The organism is Jiangella aurantiaca (assembly GCF_004349105.1).
Taxonomy (GTDB): Bacteria; Actinomycetota; Actinomycetes; order Jiangellales; family Jiangellaceae; genus Jiangella; species Jiangella aurantiaca.
This window is the reverse complement of record NZ_SMLB01000005.1, coordinates 86,892-103,431: the sequence shown is the minus strand read 5'-3', so window position 1 is coordinate 103,431 and position 16,540 is coordinate 86,892. Positions and strand designations below refer to the sequence as shown.

Genomic DNA, 16,540 nt, shown 5'->3' with positions numbered 1-16,540 from the left:
AGGGTTTTCCGATGCTAAGAGGCCTGGGAGACGGACGACATGTTGAAGTCGGGCACCCGCAGCGCCGGCATGGCCGTACGCGGGAAGTAGTCGCCCCACTCGCGGCTGAACGTCGGCACCGTCGCGCCGGCCGCGGTGAAGCGGTCGAGCAGCGCGACCGGGCTTTCGTTGAACCGGTAGTTGTTCACGGCGCCGGTGACCTCGCCGTTCTCGACCAGGTAGACGCCGTCGCGGGTGAGGCCGGTGAGCAGCAGCGTCTGCGGGTCGACGGCGCGGATGTACCAGAGGCAGGTGAGCAGCAGGCCGCGCTCGACCCCGGCCGCGAGGTCCCCGATGCCGCCGGTGGCGCCGTCGACGGTGAGGGCGAGGTTGTCGACGGCGGGGGTGACGGGCAGGCCCGTCAGTCCGGCCGAGTGCCGGGTCTGCAGCAGCGCCCGCAGTGTGCCGTCCTCGATCCACGCGGTACGCCCGGCCGGCAGGCCGTTGTCGAACACGCTGGACTCCGCCGACGACGCGTGCGCGAACACCGCCGGCGCGCACTCCAGCCCCGGCGCGGCGGGGTCGGACCACAGCGACACCGGGTGCTTCGACAGCCGCTCGCCGACCCTCGTCGCACCGCCGGGCGCGGAGTACACCGACCGGCCGTCGGCGGCGTCGCGGGCGCTCATCGTCCAGTACGCGTAGATCATCAGGTCGGCGACGGCGGTGGGCGGCAGCACGGTGTCGTAGCGGCCGGCCGGCAGCTCGACCGTGCGCTGCGCCCACCCCAGCCGCTTGGTCAGCTCTGCGTCCAACGCGGCGACGTCGACGTCGGTGAGGTCGCGCGAGGACTGCCCGACCCAGGCCGAGCGGGTCTTGTCGGCGGACTTGCCGGTGATGCCGATGTGCCCGGTGGGCTGCTCGTGCCGCGCCCGCAGGCCCGTCGACGACCCCAGGTACGTGGTGCGGACGCCGTGCTCGAGGTAGCCGTACAGCAGCCGCCGCTCGTCGTCGGCGCGGCTGAACGCGTCGCCGAGGGCGGGCGCGATGCCGCCGAACACGTCGGGCGACGTCTCGCCGGGCGGGTCCATCCAGCCCGGGCCGGCGTCGCCCTCGATCAGCGGCTGGGCGTCCTCGGCGGGGCCGTTGTCGCGCGCGGCCTGCTCGGCGGCGCGGACCAGCGGCTCCAGACCCTCGGGCGTGACGGCGCTGCGGGCGACCACGCCGGACGCGGTCCCCGTCCCGCCGTCCAGCGTCGCGATCACCGTGACCGACCGGTCGCGGGTGACGCCGTTGGTCGTCAGCGCGTTGGTGGCCCAGCGCAGGTTCGCCGTGGACGTCTCGTCGACCAACACGATCGTGCCGCTGCCCTTGGCCAGCTCGAGGCAGCGTTCGACGATCTCCTGCGGCGTCATGGTGCCACTCACTGGCCACCCTCCTCGGCGGTGTTGAGGACGCGGATGTCGCGGAACAGCGCCGACGGGCTGCCGTGCGACACCGGCGCGATCTGCCCCGGCTGGGCCTTGCCGCAGTTGAACGCGCCGCCCAGCACGTACGTCTGCGGGCCGCCGACCGCGGCCATCGAGCCCCAGAAGTCGGTGGTGGTGGCCTGGTACGCGACGTCGCGCAGCTGGCCGTCCAGCTCGCCGCCGCGGATGCGGTAGAACCGCTGGCCGGTGAACTGGAAGTTGTACCGCTGCATGTCGATCGACCACGACTTGTCGCCGACGACGTAGATGCCGTCGTCGACCTGCGAGATCAGCTCGTCGGTGGACGGGCCGCCGTCGGCGGGCTGCAGCGAGACGTTCGCCATGCGCTGCACCGGCACGTGGCCGGGGGAGTCGGCGAACGCGCAGCCGTTGGAGCGGCTGGTGCCCAGCGCGCTGGCGTTGGCGGCGGCCATGGCGCGGTCGAGCTGGTAGCCGACCAGCGTGCCGCCGCTGACGATGTCCCACCGCTGCGCCGCCACGCCCTCGTCGTCGTAGCCGATGGTCGACAGGCCGTGCGGCGTCGTGCGGTCGCCGGTGACGTGCATGATGGGGGAGCCGTAGCGCAGCGTCCACAGCTGGTCGAGGGTGGCGAACGACGTGCCGGCGTAGTTGGCCTCGTAGCCGAGCGCGCGGTCGAGCTCGGTGGCGTGACCGATGGACTCGTGGATGGTCAGCCACAGGTTCGTCGGGTCGATGACGAGGTCGTAGCGGCCGGCCTGGACGCTCTGGGCGGCGAACTTCTCCGCCAGCAGCGGTCCGAGCTCGTCCAGCGCTGCGCCCCAGTCGACGACGCCGTCGGCGCCCGTGGCGTACTCCCAGCCGCGCCCGACCGGGGCGGCGAGCGTGCGCATGGTCTCGAACCGGCCGCTCGCGGCGTCGACCTTGACCGCTTCGAAGACCGGGTGCAGCCGGACCCGCTGCTGGGTGGTGACGGTGCCGTGGGTGTCGGCGTAGAACTTGTTCTCCTGCACCTGCTGCAGCTGCGCGGTGACGTGGTCGACGTCGGGCTGCGCGAGGACCCGGACGGAGTTGCCGACCATGCGGTCGATCTTCTCGGTGTCGGGGACGTCGAACGGGTTGACCTCGTAGGCCGACACCCAGGTGACGTCGGGGTGGACGGGCTCGTCGGCCAGCTCGACGCGTGCCGGGCTCAGGCGCCGCGACACCTTCGCGAGCTCGACCGCCTGCTCGGCCGTCTTCGCGGCGTCGTCGCTGGTGAGGTCGACGGTGGCGGCGAACCCCCAGGTGCCCTCATGCAGGACGCGGACCGCGAACCCGACGTCCTCGCCGTCGCGGCTGCCCTCGAGCTTGCCGTCGCGGAAGGAGAGGTCCTGGGAGCGGATGCGCTCGAGCCGGAAGTCGGCGTGCTCGACGCCGAGGTCACGGGCTCGCTGCAACGCGGCGTCGGCCAGCGAGCGCATCGGAAGGGCGATGAAGGCGGGATCGATCTCGTGCGGCACCCTGCCGAGCCTAGACCAGCGCCCGGACGCACCGGTGTTGATCTTGGAGTTGTTCGGCAATTGCGGGGCGGAATGTCCGATAGATGCCCGAAGAACTCCAAGATCAACGGCGAGCGTGCGTGCTCGTGGACGCCGGTCGGGGCGGGCGAGCGGAGCGTGGGAGAATTCGAGCATGCTCAGATGGCTGACAGCGGGGGAGTCGCACGGACCGGCCCTGGTCGCGATCCTCGAGGGACTTCCGGCCGGGGTCGAGGTCACGACCGCCGACATCGACGCGGCGCTGGCGCGGCGGCGGCTCGGGTACGGCCGCGGCGCCCGGATGAAGTTCGAGGCCGACGCGGTCACCGTCGTCGGCGGGGTGCGGCACGGCCGCACGCTCGGCAGCCCCGTCGCCATCCAGGTGGGCAACACCGAGTGGCCCAAGTGGGAGCAGGTGATGTCAGCCGACCCGGTCGACCCGGCCGTCCTCGAGGGCAGCGCCCGCAATGCCCCGCTGACCCGTCCCCGTCCAGGGCACGCCGACCTCGCGGGCATGCAGAAGTACGGCTTCGACGAGGCCCGCCCGGTGCTCGAGCGGGCCAGCGCGCGCGAGACCGCCGCCCGAGTGGCGCTCGGCGCGGTCGCCTCGGCGTTCCTGCGCCAGGCGTACGGCGTCCGGCTGGTCAGCCACACGGTCGAGCTGGGGACGGTCGCGGTGCCGGCAGGCTCGCCGCTGCCCACGCCCGACGACGTCGACTACCTCGACGCCGACCCGCTGCGCTGCTTCCACTCCGACACCAGCAAGCTCATGGTGGCCGAGGTCGACGCCGCGCACGACGAGGGCGACACCCTCGGCGGCGTCGTCGAGGTGGTCGTCACCGGCCTGCCCCCGGGCGTCGGCAGCTACGTGCACGGTGACCGCAAGCTCGACGCCCGGCTGGCCGGCGCGCTCATGGGCATCCAGGCCATCAAGGGCGTCGAGGTCGGCGACGGCTTCGAGCTGGCCCGCACCCGCGGCTCGCAGGCACAGGACGAGATCCTGCCGGTCGACGGCGGCGGCGTGCGGCGGACGTCGGGCCGGTCCGGCGGCATCGAAGGCGGCATGTCCACCGGTGAGACGCTGCGGGTCCGGGCCGCGATGAAGCCCATCTCGACGGTGCCGCGGGCGCTGCGCACCATCGACGCCGCCACCGGTGAGGTCGCCAAGGCGCACCACCAGCGCTCGGACGTGTGCGCGGTCCCGGCGGCCGGCGTCGTCGCCGAGGCGATGGTCGCGCTGGTCGTCGCCGAGCTGGCGCTGGAGAAGTTCGGCGGCGACTCCGTCGCCGAGACCGCCCGCAACTTGAAGAGCTACCTCGACGCCATCCCGGCCCGGCTGGCGGTGCGCTGATGGCGCCGCGCGTCGTGATCATCGGCCCGCCCGGCGCCGGCAAGACCACCGTCGGCACGCTGGTCGCGCAGCGGCTGGGCACCACGTTCCGCGACACCGACGCCGATGTCGAGCGCGCCGCGGGCAAGCCGATCACCGACATCTTCGTCGAGGACGGCGAGGCGGCGTTCCGTTCGCTGGAGCGCGCCGCCGTCGCCACGGCGCTGGACGAGCAGGACGGCGTCCTGGCGCTCGGCGGAGGCGCGGTCGTCGCGCCGGAGAACCGCGCGCTGCTCGCCGGTCACGTCGTCGTCTTCCTCGACGTCGGCCTCGCCGATGCCGTCTCGCGGGTCGGCCTGAACCGCGACCGGCCGCTGCTGCTGGAGAGCCCGCGGGCGCAGCTCAAGCGGCTGCTCGACCAACGTCGGCCGGTCTACCTCGAGGCCGCCACGGTCACCGTCGACACCGGCGGCCGCACCCCCGAGGACATCGCCGACGAGGTCGTCAAGCATGTCCACTGACGCCGACGCGCCGACGAGGGTCCACGTCGGCGGCGAGCACCCGTACGACGTCGTCATCGGCACCGGGCTGCTGGGCGAGCTGCCCGGCCTGCTCGGCGACAACGTCCAGCGCATCGCCGTCATCCACCCCGGCGCGCTGCGGACCACCGCCGACGCAGTTCGCGACGACCTCGTGGCGCAGGGACTCGAGGCGCACGCCGTCGAGGTCCCCGACGCCGAGGACGCGAAGACCGCCGAGGTCGCGGCGTACTGCTGGTCGGTGCTGGGCCGCATCGGCATGACCCGTTCCGACGCCGTCGTCGGCATCGGCGGGGGAGCGACCACCGACCTCGCCGGGTTCGTCGCGGCGTCCTGGCTGCGCGGCGTGACGTGGGTCCCGATCCCGACGACGGTGCTCGGCATGGTCGACGCCGCCGTAGGCGGGAAGACCGGCATCAACACCGCCGAGGGCAAGAACCTGGTCGGCGCGTTCCACCCGCCGGCCGGTGTGCTCTGCGATCTCGCCGCGCTGTCGTCGCTGCCGGTGAACGAGTACGTCGCCGGGCTCGCCGAGGTGATCAAGGCTGGGTTCATCGCCGACCCCTCGATCCTCGACATCGTCGAGGCCGACCCCGCCGGCGCGGCGCGGCCCGACGGTCCCTACGTGCGCGACCTCGTGGTGCGGTCGGTACGGGTGAAGGCCGACGTCGTGGGCGCGGACCTGCGGGAGTCGGGGCTGCGCGAGATCCTCAACTACGGGCACACGCTCGGCCACGCCATCGAGAAGCTCGAGCGCTACAAGTGGCGGCACGGCGCCGCGATCTCCGTCGGCATGGTGTTCGCCGCGGAGCTCGGTCGCCTGGCGGGACGGCTCGACGACGACACCGCCGACCGGCACCGCACCATCCTCGAGCTGCTGGGCCTGCCGACGTCGTACGACGGGTCCGCCTGGCCGCGGCTGCTCGACACCATGCGCATCGACAAGAAGAGCCGCGGCGACCGCCTGCGGTTCGTCGTGCTCGACGCGCTCGGCAAGCCGGGCATCCTCGAGGCGCCCGACCCACAGCTGCTGACCGCCGCGTTCACCGAGGTGGCGCGCTAGCGCCGGCCGAACCGCCAGCGCGTCGGGTTGTAGTCCTCGCCGCTGCCCGACCCGTAGCCGAACGCCGTCGACGGCGTCACCGCGTAGAGGTTGTACGGTCCGGGTCCGGCCGTCGGCGCGCCCTCGGCATGGTAGGCGCCGTCGCGGATCTCGACCGGCCAGTCGTACTGCTCGAGGTAGCGCGCGGCCGCCGCCTGCAGGACGGGCTCGGCGCGCACCGGCACCGCCCGGCCCTCGACGGCGAGGTCGATGCCGCCGGCGTTGACGGCGACGACGCAGCGCGGGTCGGTGGCCAGGTTGTGCCCGGCGACGCTGCCCGGCCACGCGGCGAAGTGGAACACGCCGTCGACGACCACGCCAAGGATCGGGACGACGTGCGGCCGCCCGTCGGGGCGCACCGTGGACAGCCAGTACGTGTCGGCGGCGGCCAGCGCCGCCACCGCGTCGGCCCACGGCGTGGTGGCCGAGCCGTCGCTCACCATCGAACTGGTCTCCGGTTCATCGGTCATGCCCGTCATCGTGGCACCGGGCACCGACAGCGTCGGTGCACTCAGCGGACCAGCAGCGGCGCACCGTACAGGTCGCGGTGGATCCCGGCGCCGGTCCAGCGGGTGATGACGAACCCGAGATCCTCGAGTCGCTCCTGGCTGTGCTTCTTCCCGTGCCGTCGGCCGGCGGCCCATGGTCCGGTCTTCTCCCTACAACACGGGTGGGGCGGTGCCCTACGGGTCGTCGTACTTCACCCGCGCGCACCCGGTGGCGGATGGCGCTCTCGGTGAGACCGGCGGCCAGCACACCGGCGTACGTGACCAGCACCGGCAGGTCGACCACGACATGTTGTGCCAAGGCAAACGGGGCGCTTCCGCGCGCCGGTTAGGCTCGCCCGGTGAAATACATCGACATCGGCGGCTCGGGGCTGCGCGGCTCGGCCGTCACGCTCGGCTGCATGCGCATCGACCAGCTGTCCGAGAACGAGGTCGCTGGGCTGATCGGCGCCGCCGCCGACGCCGGGATCACGATGTTCGACCACGCCGACATCTACGGCGGCGGCCGGTGCGAGGAGGTGTTCGGGGCCGCCCTGACCCAGGCGGCGATCCGCCGCGAGGACGTCGTCGTCCAGACGAAGTGCGGCATCCGGTCCGGGTTCTTCGACTTCTCCGCCGAGCACATCCGCACGTCGGTCGAGGGGTCGCTGCGCCGGCTGCGCACCGACTACGTCGACCTGCTGCTCCTGCACCGGCCGGACACCCTGATGGAGCCGGAGGAGGTGGCCGCGGCCTTCGACGAGCTGGTGTCGGCGGGCAAGGTGCGCCACGTCGGCGTCAGCAATCAGAACGCCACGCAGCTGGAGCTCCTGCGGGCGCACGTGCGGCAGCCGCTGATCGCCAACCAGCTGCAGTTCGGCCTCGCGCACACCGCGCTGGTCGACTCCGGTCTCAACGTCAACACCGGGTTCGACGGCGGGGTGGTCCGCGACGGCGGCGCGCTGGAATACTGCCGGCTGCACGGCATCACCATCCAGCCGTGGTCGGTGCTGCAGCACGGCCACATCGCCGGGACGTTCCTCGGCAACCAGGACTTCCAGGAACTCAACGAGGCGCTCGCGGCCGTCGCGGCCGAGGCCGACACGACGCCGGCGGCCGTCGCCGTCGCGTGGATCCTGCGCCACCCGGCCCGGATGCAGCCGGTCGTCGGCACCACGAAGCCGGCCCGCGTCGCGGAGCTGGCCCGGGCGGCCGACCTCGAACTCAGCCGTGAGACCTGGTACGCGCTCTACCGCGCCGCCGGCAACCGGCTCCCGTGACGTACGGGCGCCCCGATAGGGTCAGGCCGTGACCACGCGCGTACTGGTGCTCAACGGTCCCAACCTCGGCCGCCTGGGAGCCCGCGAGCCGGACGTCTACGGCAGCACGACCTTCGCCGGCCTGGTGGAGCGCTGCCGGAAGACCGCCGCCGGCCTCGGGCTCGACGCCGACGTGCGGCAGACCGACGACGAGGCCGAGCTGCTGCACTGGCTGCACGAGGCCGCTGACGCCGGCACGCCGGTGGTGCTCAATCCGGCCGCGTTCACGCACTACTCTTACGCGCTGCGCGACGCGTGCGCCCAGCTGCGGGCACCGCTGATCGAGGTGCACATCTCCAACCCGGCCGCACGCGAGGAGTTCCGGCACACCAGCGTCGTCGCCGGCGTCGCCACCGGCACCGTCGCCGGCTTCGGGCTCGGCTCCTACGACCTCGCGCTGCGCGCCGTCGCCGATCTGGTCTGAGGCCGCTTAGAGCCGGTCGACGATCTCCTTGGCCTTTTTCAGATCCAGCTCCGGTGCGTTGTCGATCAGCAGCTTGATCGCCTGGATCTTCTTGCCCTCCGCCACTAGCACCTGAATCCGCGCCATCACGTCGTCGGTCGGGTCGGCGGGAGCGGGCGTGGGAACGTCGTGTGCGCCCACGACGGCAGACTCCGCCATCCGGTCGACGGTGTCCTTGGCCTGCTTGAGGCCGAGGCCGGTGTGCTGGCGCAGCTCCTTGACGGCCTGGATCTTCTTGCCCTGGGCGGCCAGCTGCTGGATGCGCGCCATCGCCTTGGGCGGGATCGACTCGCGAGCCTGCGGCGACGGCGCGGCCGCCTGCGCACTCGCCCCGGCGGCCAGCCGGTCGACGTACTCCTTGGCCTCCTTGAGCCCGAAGCCGGTCTGCTGGCGGACCAGCTTGACCGCCGGGATCACCCTGCCCTCCGCGAGCAGGGCGCCGACGGCGTCGTCGAGGGCCGCTCGGTCCAGGACGGCGGGCGCCACCGCGGCGCTCCGGCCGTTCCCCGACGGCGCGCCGCGTACCGCGTCGGCCCGGCCGCGCAGGATGACGATGCCGAATCCGAGGACGAGCGCGGCCCCGAACGCGATGACGACGATCAGCCAGAAGTCCACGCGAAGACGGTACCGGTCAGACCGCCACGAACCCCAGATCCGCGGCCGCCGCGCGCTGCGCGGGGTCGTGCGAGGCGAACCCGACCCGCTCGCCGGAGCGGACCAGAGGCCGCGCGCCGAGGTCGGCGATGGCCAGGTGCAGCGCGTCGAACGCGCGGATGCCGAACCGGCGCACCAGCACCCGGGCGGTGTTCTCGGTGTCGAGGGCGTCGGCCCGGATCAGCGCGATCGGCCCGGTGGGCGAGACCTCTTCGTAGAGCTTGGCCAGCAGGGTGTCGACGTCGCCCACGTGGCGGGTGCGTGCGGCCCGGACCAGCGCCGACGACGCCTCCAGCAGCGCCAGCGTGGACGTGACCAGAAGGGTACGGCCCTCGATCAGCCCGCGGGCGACGGCGTGCCGCGGCTCGTCGGCGAGGTAGGAGCGCACCAGCACCGAGGAGTCGACGTAGGTGAGCATGCTCATCGGCCGTCGGACCAGAGTTCGTCGACGACCGGACCGGCTCCTTCGGTGGCCTTGAGCGCACGGGTGAACTGGGCCGGCGGGACGGAGGGCGCCGGGTTCTCGACGAGGATGCCGAGCTCGCGCGCCTTCTCGCGCAGCTCCAGACGGCGCACGTCGATGTCGTCGTCGGACGGGGGAGGCGGCGGCGCGGCGGCGGAGAGCACCTTGTTGGCCAGCGCGTTGATGGAGACGCCCTCGCGCTGCGCCCGCGCGGTGAGCCGACGGTGGAGATCTTCGGGGATCCGCAGCAGCAACTGGCGCATGCCGGCATGCTATCACCGGGATAGGTGGTGATATCAAGACCGAAAATGGGAGCCGCAGGCCTGATCCGTGGGTCCTTCTCGCCGGTGGTTTGCCGTGGTGGGCGATGATCGGGGCGTCGTGGGTGGGTTGTTCGGTGATGCCGCGTTGCCAGCGGCCGCGTCTCGCCGGCGCGCTCGGGTCGGGGAGCGCCGCTACGTGTGCGTGACGCCCGCGCCGGGGACGGGCGAGAGCCGTTCCCGGTCCTGCACGGCGTCCAGGTGGTGAGATTTCGCCGCGTTTGGCGGGCCATCATTAGGTCTTCTGGAGCGTCACCACGCCTGCAATCGTGTTGACGCTGGGGTAATCCTCGTGATGTACGCGATCCACGGGTCGGGTCGACGAGCCGGCAAGGGTCAGAGAGCGTCGAGGAACCGCCTGGCGTCGCGGCTGTTCATGCCGGTGCGCTCCTTGAGCAGCCGGATCGCGGCCGTGCGGCGCAGGCGGTCCTGGCTGACCAGCCGGCGCAGCGTCGCCAGCAGCTCGGCGTCGATGGCGCCGCGGCGGCGGGCCGGGGTCGACGGCGCGGTGCTGGCTGGCTCGGGCTCCGGGAACACCTGTCCCGCCTGAAGCGCGTAGACGATGGCGGTAGCCTGCGGTGGTGGAAGGCTTGTCCGCTTCTGCAGGATTTTCACAGCTTGGTCGGTATTGCCACGCGATGCGACGTCACGAGCCTCGTCCTGCAACTCGCGGGGGAGTCGGATCCCGGGGGGCGGTGTCAAGGACGATGAGAAGGTGCGCGCGGTGGTTGTCTCGGGCCCACGCCGAATGACGAGAAAGCTCATGACGAGGGCCAGAATGACGATGACGACCAGGCCTAGGATGAGCATGATCACGAGCGTAGTCGAGCAGTGATCAACTGCGAAGCACCCGTCTCAATTATTGAAATGCAATGACATCTGTACAGGTCAGACCGGGAGAGAGGGCGTAGAAGATGGCGGAGACCCATGCGAGGCGACGCACCGAACTGGCTCGGAAGCTAGTTGATGACAAGATTGATGCGGCGCTAGTCACAAGCCTGGTCAACGTCCGTTATCTCACCGGCCTCGACAGCAGTAACGCGGCTTTGCTCCTGACTGCGGACGGTTCGGCCGTACTTGCGACGGATAGCCGTTATTCTACGGCGGCCAAGGCCGTCGCAGAAGACGTGGAGCTGGTGGTCGAGCGGGGAGTGGCGACGTCCCTCGCCGCGCGCGCGGCGAAGGCCGGGGGGAGTCTACGGCTCGGCGTCGAGGAGCACGCCGTCACCCTCGAGCTCTGGGAGGCGGTCCAGGGGGCGCTCGACGCCGAGCCGGCCGCCGTCGAGACCGTCCACCTCGGCCGCGCGGTCGAGCAGCTGCGCGCCGTCAAGGACGAGGAGGAGCTCGGCCTGCTGGCCGAGGCCTGCGGCATCTCGTGCCGGGCCCTGGAGGACCTCTACGCGGCGGGCGGGTTCGCCGGGCGGACGGAGAAGGAGATCGCCCGCGACCTGGAGTGGAGGATGTTCGGCCACGGCGCCGACGCCATCGCCTTCGAGACCATCGTCGCGAGTGGTCCGAACAGCGCGATCCCGCACCACCGGCCGACGGAGCGCGTGGTCGAGCGCGGCGAGCTGCTGAAGATCGACTTCGGCGGCGCCTACCGCGGCTACCACGCCGACTGCACCCGCACGTCCGTCGTCGGCGCACAGCCGCAGGACTGGCAGCGGGAGATCTACGACCTCGTCGCCGCCGCCCAGCGGGCCGGCACCGAAGCCGTCGCCGTCGGCGCCGAGTGCATGTCCGTCGACCGCGCCAGCCGCGCGATCATCGACGACGCCGGCTACAAGGAGAACTTCGGGCACGGCACCGGGCACGGCGTGGGCCTGGAGGTCCACGAGGCGCCGACGCTCGGTTACTCCGCGACGGGTACACTGGCCGATCGCATGGCTGTGACCGTCGAGCCCGGGATCTACCTGCCCGGCCGCGGCGGCGTCCGCATCGAGGACACGCTGGCGGTTCGGGCCTCCGGCGGTTCCGAGCTGCTCACACCCACCACCAAGGACCTGCTGGTCCTGGACGCGTGACACGCCAGGGACCATCGACGACGACGAAGAAGGCAAGAACGACGTGGCGACGACCAACGACCTCAAGAACGGCATCGTGCTCAACCTCGACGGGCAACTGTGGAGCGTGGTGGAGTTCCAGCACGTCAAGCCCGGCAAGGGCGGCGCGTTCGTCCGGACGAAGCTCAAGAACGTGCTGTCGGGCAAGGTGGTCGACAAGACGTTCAACGCCGGCGTGAAGGTCGAGACCGCCAACGTCGACCGCCGCGAGATGACCTACCTCTACCGCGACGCCGACGACTTCGTGTTCATGGACACCCAGAGCTTCGAGCAGACGCACGTCCCGGCCAGCGTGGTCGGCGACGCCGCGAACTTCATGCTGGAGAATCAGGACGCCACCGTCGGCCTGCACGACGGCACCCCGCTGTTCGTCGAGCTCCCGGCCTCGGTCGTGCTCACCATCGAGTACACCGAGCCGGGCCTGCAGGGCGACCGCTCCACCGGCGGCAACAAGCCGGCCCGGCTGGAGACCGGCTACGAGGTGCAGGTGCCGCTGTTCATCACCAGCGGCGAGAAGGTCAAGGTCGACACCCGCGACGGTTCCTACCTCGGCCGCGCGGGCTGACGGGCGCCGGGACATGCCAGCCAGGAGCCGCGCCCGCAAGCGCGCGCTCGACATCTTGTACGAGTCCGAGCTGCGCGGCCTCACCCTCGGTGCGACACTGTCGCACCGTATGGCCACCGCCGAGCAGCCGCTGAACGAGTACACCGTCCAGCTGGTCGAGGGCGTCATCGCGCACAGGGACCGCATCGACGAGCTCATCTCGACCTACTCGGAGGGCTGGACGCTGGAGCGCATGCCGGCGGTCGACCGCAACGTGCTGCGCATCGGCGTCTACGAGGTCCTCTACCGCGACGACGTCCCCGACCCGGTGGCACTGGACGAGGCGGTGACGCTGGCCCGCGATCTGTCGACCGACCAGTCGCCGACGTTCGTCAACGGCCTGCTCGGCCGGCTCGTCGCCATCAAGCCCAGCCTGAGCGCCTGATCAGCGGCCGGCGTTGTCGCGTCAGTTGTCGGGGCGGCGGCGCAGGCGCTTCCTCTCGCCGGCCCGCCGCTTCTGCTCCACCCGGCGGGCCCGGGCCGCCCGCGACGGTTTGGTCGGCCGGCGCGGCGGCGGGGGCGGGCGCAGCGCGTCGTCCAGCAACGCCGCCAGCCGTTCCTGAGCCGCCTCGCGGTTGCGCAGCTGGGACCGGTGCTCCGACGCGACCACCGTCAGCACGCCGTCCACCAGCCGGTGCCGCAGCCGCTCGGCCACCCGGGCTCGGCCCACCGCGCTCAGCGCCCGGGACCGGAGCACGTCGAACGACAGCTCGACCCGTGAGTCGGTCGTGTTGACGCCCTGACCGCCCGGTCCGCTGGACCGGGAGAACCGCCAGGACAGCTCGTCGTCGGGGATGACGAGCGTCTCGCGGACTCGGACCGGCGCCACCTGCCCATTATCTCGCCCGCTGGCGCGTGGCCCTGCGGCCGGCTGCCACCCCTTCTCGCCCGCTGGCGCGTGGCCCTGCGGCCGGCTGCCACCCCTTCTCGCCCGCTGGCGCGTGGCCCTGCGGCCGGCTGCCACCCCTTCTCGCCCGCTGGCGCGTGGCCCTGCGGCCGGCTGCCACCGCTTCTCCCGTCGCGACCGGTCGCAACCGCGCGTCTGGGCCGTAGACTCGCCGCAAGCGGCCGGCCACGGGCACGGCCGGCCGCGACCTTCGGGGGGAGGTGTCGGTGTGGCATTGTCCGTCCAGCCGGACCAACGGCGGCCGGTGCTGGTGGTCATCGAGCACGAGCACGACGCGGCGGGCCAGGGCCGCATCGCCGACCAGCTGCGCCGGCGCTACGGCGGCGACTACGACGTCGTCGACGAGCGGAGCGGCGCGGCCGGGCTGACGACACTGGAGTCGCTCCGCGACCGCGGCCTCCAGGTCGCGCTGGTCCTCTGCGACCGGCCACCGAACGGCGCAGGCGAGGATGACGGCGACCCCGCCGACGCCGTCTTCGGGCAGGTCAAGCAGCTGTACCCGGAGGCCAAGCGGGCGCTGGTCGTCGACTGGGGCGCGTGGGCCGACCGCGAGACCGCCGACGCGATCCACCGGCTGATCGCGCTCGGCAAGATCGACTACTACGCGCTGCGGCCTTGGCGCTCGCCGGACGAGTACTTCCACCGCACCGTCACCGAGTTCCTGCTGGAGTGGGAGCGGTCGGTATCGGCGGCGCCGCGCGAGGTGACAGTGGTCGCGCCGCGCTGGTCGCCGCGCGCCCACGAGCTGCGCAGCCTGCTGGTCCGCAACGGCGTCCAGCACCAGTTCCACCCGTCTGAGACCGACGAGGGACGGACGGCGCTCGCGGCGGCCGGCCTGGCGGACGTCACCGCGCCGGTCGTCCTGCTGCACGACGGCCGGGTGCTCGTCGACCCGACCAACAGCCAGCTGGCCGACGCCTACGGCGTGAACACGACGCTGGGTGAGGCGACCGACTTCGACGTCATCGTCGTCGGCGCCGGGCCCGCCGGGCTCGCGGCCGCCGTCTACGCGTCGTCGGAGGGGCTGCGCACGCTCGTCGTCGAGCGCGAGTCGATCGGCGGGCAGGCCGGATCCAGCTCGCTGATCCGCAACTACCTCGGCTTCGCCCGCGGCATCAGCGGCGCCGAGCTGGCCCAGCGGGCCTACCAGCAGGCGTGGGTGTTCGGGACGACGTTCCTGCTGATGCGCGAGCTGGTCGGCCTGACCTCCGAGGACGGCTGGCGCGTGCTGACGGCGGCGGACGGGCAGCAGGCCCGGGCACGCGCCGTCGTGCTGGCCACCGGCGTCAGCTACCGTCGCATCGGCGTGCCGTCGCTGGAGGCCTTCGAGGGCGCCGGCGTCTTCTACGGCGCGTCGGTGTCGGAGGCCCGGGCCATGGCGGGGGAGCCGGTGTTCGTCGTCGGCGGCGGCAACTCGGCCGGGCAGGCCGCCATGCACCTGTCGCGCTACGCCGGCGCCGTCACGCTGCTGGTGCGGGGCGCGTCGCTGGCCGAGAGCATGTCGCAGTACCTCATCGACGCCATCGACGCGGCCGGCATCCAGGTGAGGCTGCGGACCGAGGTGGTCGACGGCGGCGGCAGCGGCCGGCTGGCGTGGGTCGAGCTGCGCGACCGCGCCACCGGCGAGACCCACACCGAACCGGCGACGGGACTGTTCGTGCTGATCGGCGCCGAGCCGCATACCGGATGGCTGCCGGAGCGGATCGAGCGCGACCAGTGGGGCTACCTCCTCACCGGCCCGGACGTCATGGAGAGCCACGCCGCGCGGCGCTGGCCGCTGGAGCGGCAGCCGCTGATGCTCGAGACCTGCGTGCCGGGCGTGTTCGCGGTCGGCGACGTCCGCCGCCGGTCCGTCAAGCGGGTCGCGTCGGCCGTCGGCGAGGGGTCGGTGGTCATCCAGCAGGTGCACCAGGTCCTCGCGGCCACGGAGCCGGGCAGGACACGGCCGTGACCGGGACGCCCGCGGACCCGCCGGCGCGCGCCGTCGCGCCCCGCCTCGGCACGGCCGCGCTGCTGCTGGCGCTGCCGATCGCCGGGCTGGTCGTGCTGCTGGCGGTGCCGGAGTGGGACGTGATGTGGCAGCACCACCCGGCGCACTTCTGGCTGGTGCTCGGCGCGGCGGCGCTGAGCACGGGGCTGGCCTACGCGACGGGGACGGCCGCGCGCCGGCGCAGCGACGCGCGTGTCTTCCTGGTCTCGTTGGCGTTCCTGGCGGCGGCCGGGTTCCTCGGGCTGCACGCGCTGGCGACGCCCGGCGTGCTGCTCGACGAGTCCAATGCCGGGTTCGCGCTGGCCACGCCGGTCGGGCTGCTGGTGGCGGCGGTGTTCGCGGCGGCGTCGGCGACGGAGCTGGGCGGCGGCCGCGCGCACGCGGTGATGCGGTGGTCAGGGACGATCCGCGGCGTCCTGCTGACGGTCATGGTGCTGTGGGGCGCGGCGTCGGTTGGAGGCCTGGCGCCACTGAACGACCCGGCGCCGCCGGAACGGGCGTCCGGCCCGCTGGTCTGGCTGGCTGTCGCCGCGCTGCTGCTGTACCTGTTCGCCGTCGTGCGGTACCTGCGGCTGCCCAGCCATCCCGGCTCGGTGACGCTGCTGCTGGCGATGGCCGCGGCGTTCGTGCTGCTGGCCGAGGCGTCGGTGGCGGTGGCGCTGGGCCGGAACTGGCACGCCAGCTGGTGGGAGTGGCACCTGCTGATGCTCGCGGCGTTCGCGCTGGTCGCCCTCAGCGCCCACCGTCAGTGGTACGAGGAGCGGTTCGCCGGCCTCTACCTCGGCGACACCGCGAAGGGGATGCGCGAGCTCAGCGTGCTCTTCGCCGACCTGCAGGGGTTCACGTCGTTCTCCGAGCGCACCCGCCCGCAGGACGTCACCGAGATGCTCAACGAGTACTTCGCCATCGCCATCCCGCCGGTCGTCGAACAGTACGGCGGCACCGTCGACCGGCTGGTCGGCGACGCGCTGATGGTGACGTTCAACCGCGACGGCGACCAGCCCGACCACGCGCGGCGGGCGGCCGCGGCGGCGCTGGCGATCCAGGAGGTGACGGCGACGGTGGCGGACGCGCATCCCGGCTGGCCGCGGTTCCGCGTCGGCGTCAACACCGGCGAGGTCGCCGTCGGCCTCCTCGGCACCGCCGGCGGGCGTACGTTCACCGTCATCGGCGACGCCGTGAACCTGGCCGCCCGCCTGGAGAGCGCTGCGCCCGTCGGCGGCGTCCTGATCGGTGCCGAGACGGCGCGGCGGCTGCCCGGAGCGCGGACCGAGCGGGTCGAGGGCCTGGAGGTCAAGGGCAAGACCGGCGTGGTCGAGGCGTACCGGCTGCTGGGGCTCGGTTAGGCTCGCAG

18 protein-coding genes are annotated in these 16,540 nt (G+C 72.6%); 10 read left to right on the top strand and 8 right to left on the bottom strand.

The genetic code is table 11. The features are described from left to right. Nucleotides 1-14: 14 nt before the first annotated feature. Complete coding sequence (locus tag E1262_RS05515) at nucleotides 15-1,394, bottom strand: metallopeptidase TldD-related protein (RefSeq protein ID WP_132102255.1); 1,380 nt, start codon at nucleotides 1,392-1,394, stop codon at nucleotides 15-17. Between the two features lie 8 nt (nucleotides 1,395-1,402). After that, nucleotides 1,403-2,929 carry a TldD/PmbA family protein gene (locus E1262_RS05510; RefSeq protein ID WP_132102076.1) on the bottom strand — a complete coding sequence of 509 codons (1,527 nt, stop codon included), beginning with the start codon at nucleotides 2,927-2,929 and terminating at the stop codon, nucleotides 1,403-1,405. 172 nt (nucleotides 2,930-3,101) lie between these two features. Here E1262_RS05510 and aroC point away from each other — a divergent pair, with 172 nt between their 5' ends. Genes aroC through aroB form a run of 3 tightly spaced genes read left to right on the top strand, consistent with a single transcriptional unit; the run spans nucleotide 3,102 to nucleotide 5,879 of the window. Next, on the top strand, nucleotides 3,102-4,298 hold the full coding sequence (gene aroC / locus E1262_RS05505; protein WP_132102074.1) for a chorismate synthase: 1,197 nt from the start codon (nucleotides 3,102-3,104) through the stop codon (nucleotides 4,296-4,298). After that, nucleotides 4,298-4,798: a shikimate kinase gene (locus tag E1262_RS05500; RefSeq protein WP_132102072.1), complete on the top strand. Its 501-nt coding sequence runs from the start codon at nucleotides 4,298-4,300 to the stop codon at nucleotides 4,796-4,798. The genes aroC and E1262_RS05500 overlap by 1 nt, the downstream gene beginning before the upstream one ends. Beyond that, a complete protein-coding gene (gene aroB, locus E1262_RS05495) occupies nucleotides 4,788-5,879 on the top strand; it encodes a 3-dehydroquinate synthase (protein ID WP_132102070.1) in 1,092 nt (363 codons plus the stop codon). The genes E1262_RS05500 and aroB overlap by 11 nt, the downstream gene beginning before the upstream one ends. On the opposite strand, the gene E1262_RS05490 is transcribed toward aroB, so the two are convergent. Further along, nucleotides 5,876-6,388, bottom strand: a complete 513-nt coding sequence (locus E1262_RS05490; RefSeq protein ID WP_162605783.1) for a pyridoxamine 5'-phosphate oxidase family protein — start codon at nucleotides 6,386-6,388, stop codon at nucleotides 5,876-5,878. The two genes, aroB and E1262_RS05490, sit on opposite strands and share 4 nt — an antisense overlap. Nucleotides 6,389-6,765: 377 nt before the next feature. On the opposite strand from E1262_RS05490, the gene E1262_RS05485 reads away from it, so the two are divergent. Together E1262_RS05485 and aroQ are read left to right on the top strand one after the other, a co-directional pair. Beyond that, nucleotides 6,766-7,683, top strand: a complete 918-nt coding sequence (locus tag E1262_RS05485; protein WP_132102066.1) for an aldo/keto reductase — start codon at nucleotides 6,766-6,768, stop codon at nucleotides 7,681-7,683. A 28-nt stretch (nucleotides 7,684-7,711) separates the two neighbouring features. Beyond that, nucleotides 7,712-8,146, top strand: a complete 435-nt coding sequence (gene aroQ, locus E1262_RS05480) for a type II 3-dehydroquinate dehydratase (RefSeq protein WP_132102065.1) — start codon at nucleotides 7,712-7,714, stop codon at nucleotides 8,144-8,146. 6 nt (nucleotides 8,147-8,152) lie between these two features. Here the strand turns inward: aroQ and E1262_RS30790 are convergent, their stop codons facing one another. The 4 genes from E1262_RS30790 to E1262_RS05455 all read right to left on the bottom strand — a co-directional run bounded on the left by E1262_RS30790 (nucleotide 8,153) and on the right by E1262_RS05455 (nucleotide 10,438). Next, the gene (locus E1262_RS30790) at nucleotides 8,153-8,800 is read right to left on the bottom strand and encodes a ribosomal protein L7/L12 (protein WP_203453578.1); all 648 of its coding nucleotides are present in this window, start codon (nucleotides 8,798-8,800) and stop codon (nucleotides 8,153-8,155) included. A gap of 16 nt (nucleotides 8,801-8,816) precedes the next feature. Continuing rightward, complete coding sequence (locus E1262_RS05465; protein WP_132102063.1) at nucleotides 8,817-9,263, bottom strand: type II toxin-antitoxin system VapC family toxin; 447 nt, start codon at nucleotides 9,261-9,263, stop codon at nucleotides 8,817-8,819. Next, the gene (locus tag E1262_RS05460) at nucleotides 9,260-9,565 is read right to left on the bottom strand and encodes a toxin-antitoxin system HicB family antitoxin (RefSeq protein ID WP_132102061.1); all 306 of its coding nucleotides are present in this window, start codon (nucleotides 9,563-9,565) and stop codon (nucleotides 9,260-9,262) included. Before E1262_RS05460 ends, E1262_RS05465 begins: the two co-directional genes overlap by 4 nt. A gap of 393 nt (nucleotides 9,566-9,958) precedes the next feature. Next, entirely contained in the window at nucleotides 9,959-10,438 is a 480-nt protein-coding gene (locus E1262_RS05455) for a hypothetical protein (protein ID WP_132102059.1), read from the bottom strand. Nucleotides 10,439-10,536: 98 nt separating this feature from the next. Here E1262_RS05455 and E1262_RS05450 point away from each other — a divergent pair, with 98 nt between their 5' ends. The 3 genes from E1262_RS05450 to nusB are packed head-to-tail and all read left to right on the top strand — an operon-like array spanning nucleotide 10,537 to nucleotide 12,674. Continuing rightward, a complete protein-coding gene (locus E1262_RS05450; RefSeq protein WP_132102057.1) occupies nucleotides 10,537-11,646 on the top strand; it encodes a M24 family metallopeptidase in 1,110 nt (369 codons plus the stop codon). Between the two features lie 43 nt (nucleotides 11,647-11,689). Further along, the gene (gene efp, locus E1262_RS05445; RefSeq protein ID WP_132102055.1) at nucleotides 11,690-12,250 is read left to right on the top strand and encodes an elongation factor P; all 561 of its coding nucleotides are present in this window, start codon (nucleotides 11,690-11,692) and stop codon (nucleotides 12,248-12,250) included. A 13-nt stretch (nucleotides 12,251-12,263) separates the two neighbouring features. Further along, on the top strand, nucleotides 12,264-12,674 hold the full coding sequence (nusB, locus tag E1262_RS05440; RefSeq protein WP_132102053.1) for a transcription antitermination factor NusB: 411 nt from the start codon (nucleotides 12,264-12,266) through the stop codon (nucleotides 12,672-12,674). Nucleotides 12,675-12,695: 21 nt separating this feature from the next. Here nusB and arfB read toward each other — a convergent pair whose 3' ends face one another. Continuing rightward, complete coding sequence (gene arfB / locus E1262_RS31250) at nucleotides 12,696-13,118, bottom strand: alternative ribosome rescue aminoacyl-tRNA hydrolase ArfB (protein ID WP_238992839.1); 423 nt, start codon at nucleotides 13,116-13,118, stop codon at nucleotides 12,696-12,698. A 286-nt stretch (nucleotides 13,119-13,404) separates the two neighbouring features. On the opposite strand from arfB, the gene E1262_RS05430 reads away from it, so the two are divergent. Further along, on the top strand, nucleotides 13,405-15,147 hold the full coding sequence (locus E1262_RS05430; protein ID WP_203453577.1) for an NAD(P)/FAD-dependent oxidoreductase: 1,743 nt from the start codon (nucleotides 13,405-13,407) through the stop codon (nucleotides 15,145-15,147). Next, nucleotides 15,144-16,532, top strand: coding sequence for an adenylate/guanylate cyclase domain-containing protein (locus E1262_RS05425; protein ID WP_132102049.1), 1,389 nt, complete (start codon nucleotides 15,144-15,146; stop codon nucleotides 16,530-16,532). The genes E1262_RS05430 and E1262_RS05425 overlap by 4 nt, the downstream gene beginning before the upstream one ends. Nucleotides 16,533-16,540: the final 8 nt, after the last annotated feature.

Excerpts from the sequence above, each read along its gene's own strand:
- E1262_RS05515 (WP_132102255.1), bottom strand. The coding sequence starts at position 1,394 with ATGACGCCGCAGGAGATCGTCGAACGCTGCCTCGAGCTGGCCAAGGGC.
- aroC (WP_132102074.1), top strand. The coding sequence starts at position 3,102 with ATGCTCAGATGGCTGACAGCGGGGGAGTCGCACGGACCGGCCCTGGTC.
- E1262_RS05500 (WP_132102072.1), top strand. The coding sequence starts at position 4,298 with ATGGCGCCGCGCGTCGTGATCATCGGCCCGCCCGGCGCCGGCAAGACC.
- aroB (WP_132102070.1), top strand. The coding sequence starts at position 4,788 with ATGTCCACTGACGCCGACGCGCCGACGAGGGTCCACGTCGGCGGCGAG.
- E1262_RS05490 (WP_162605783.1), bottom strand. The coding sequence starts at position 6,388 with ATGACCGATGAACCGGAGACCAGTTCGATGGTGAGCGACGGCTCGGCC.
- E1262_RS05465 (WP_132102063.1), bottom strand. The coding sequence starts at position 9,263 with ATGAGCATGCTCACCTACGTCGACTCCTCGGTGCTGGTGCGCTCCTAC.
- E1262_RS05460 (WP_132102061.1), bottom strand. The coding sequence starts at position 9,565 with ATGCGCCAGTTGCTGCTGCGGATCCCCGAAGATCTCCACCGTCGGCTC.
- E1262_RS05450 (WP_132102057.1), top strand. The coding sequence starts at position 10,537 with ATGGCGGAGACCCATGCGAGGCGACGCACCGAACTGGCTCGGAAGCTA.
- nusB (WP_132102053.1), top strand. The coding sequence starts at position 12,264 with ATGCCAGCCAGGAGCCGCGCCCGCAAGCGCGCGCTCGACATCTTGTAC.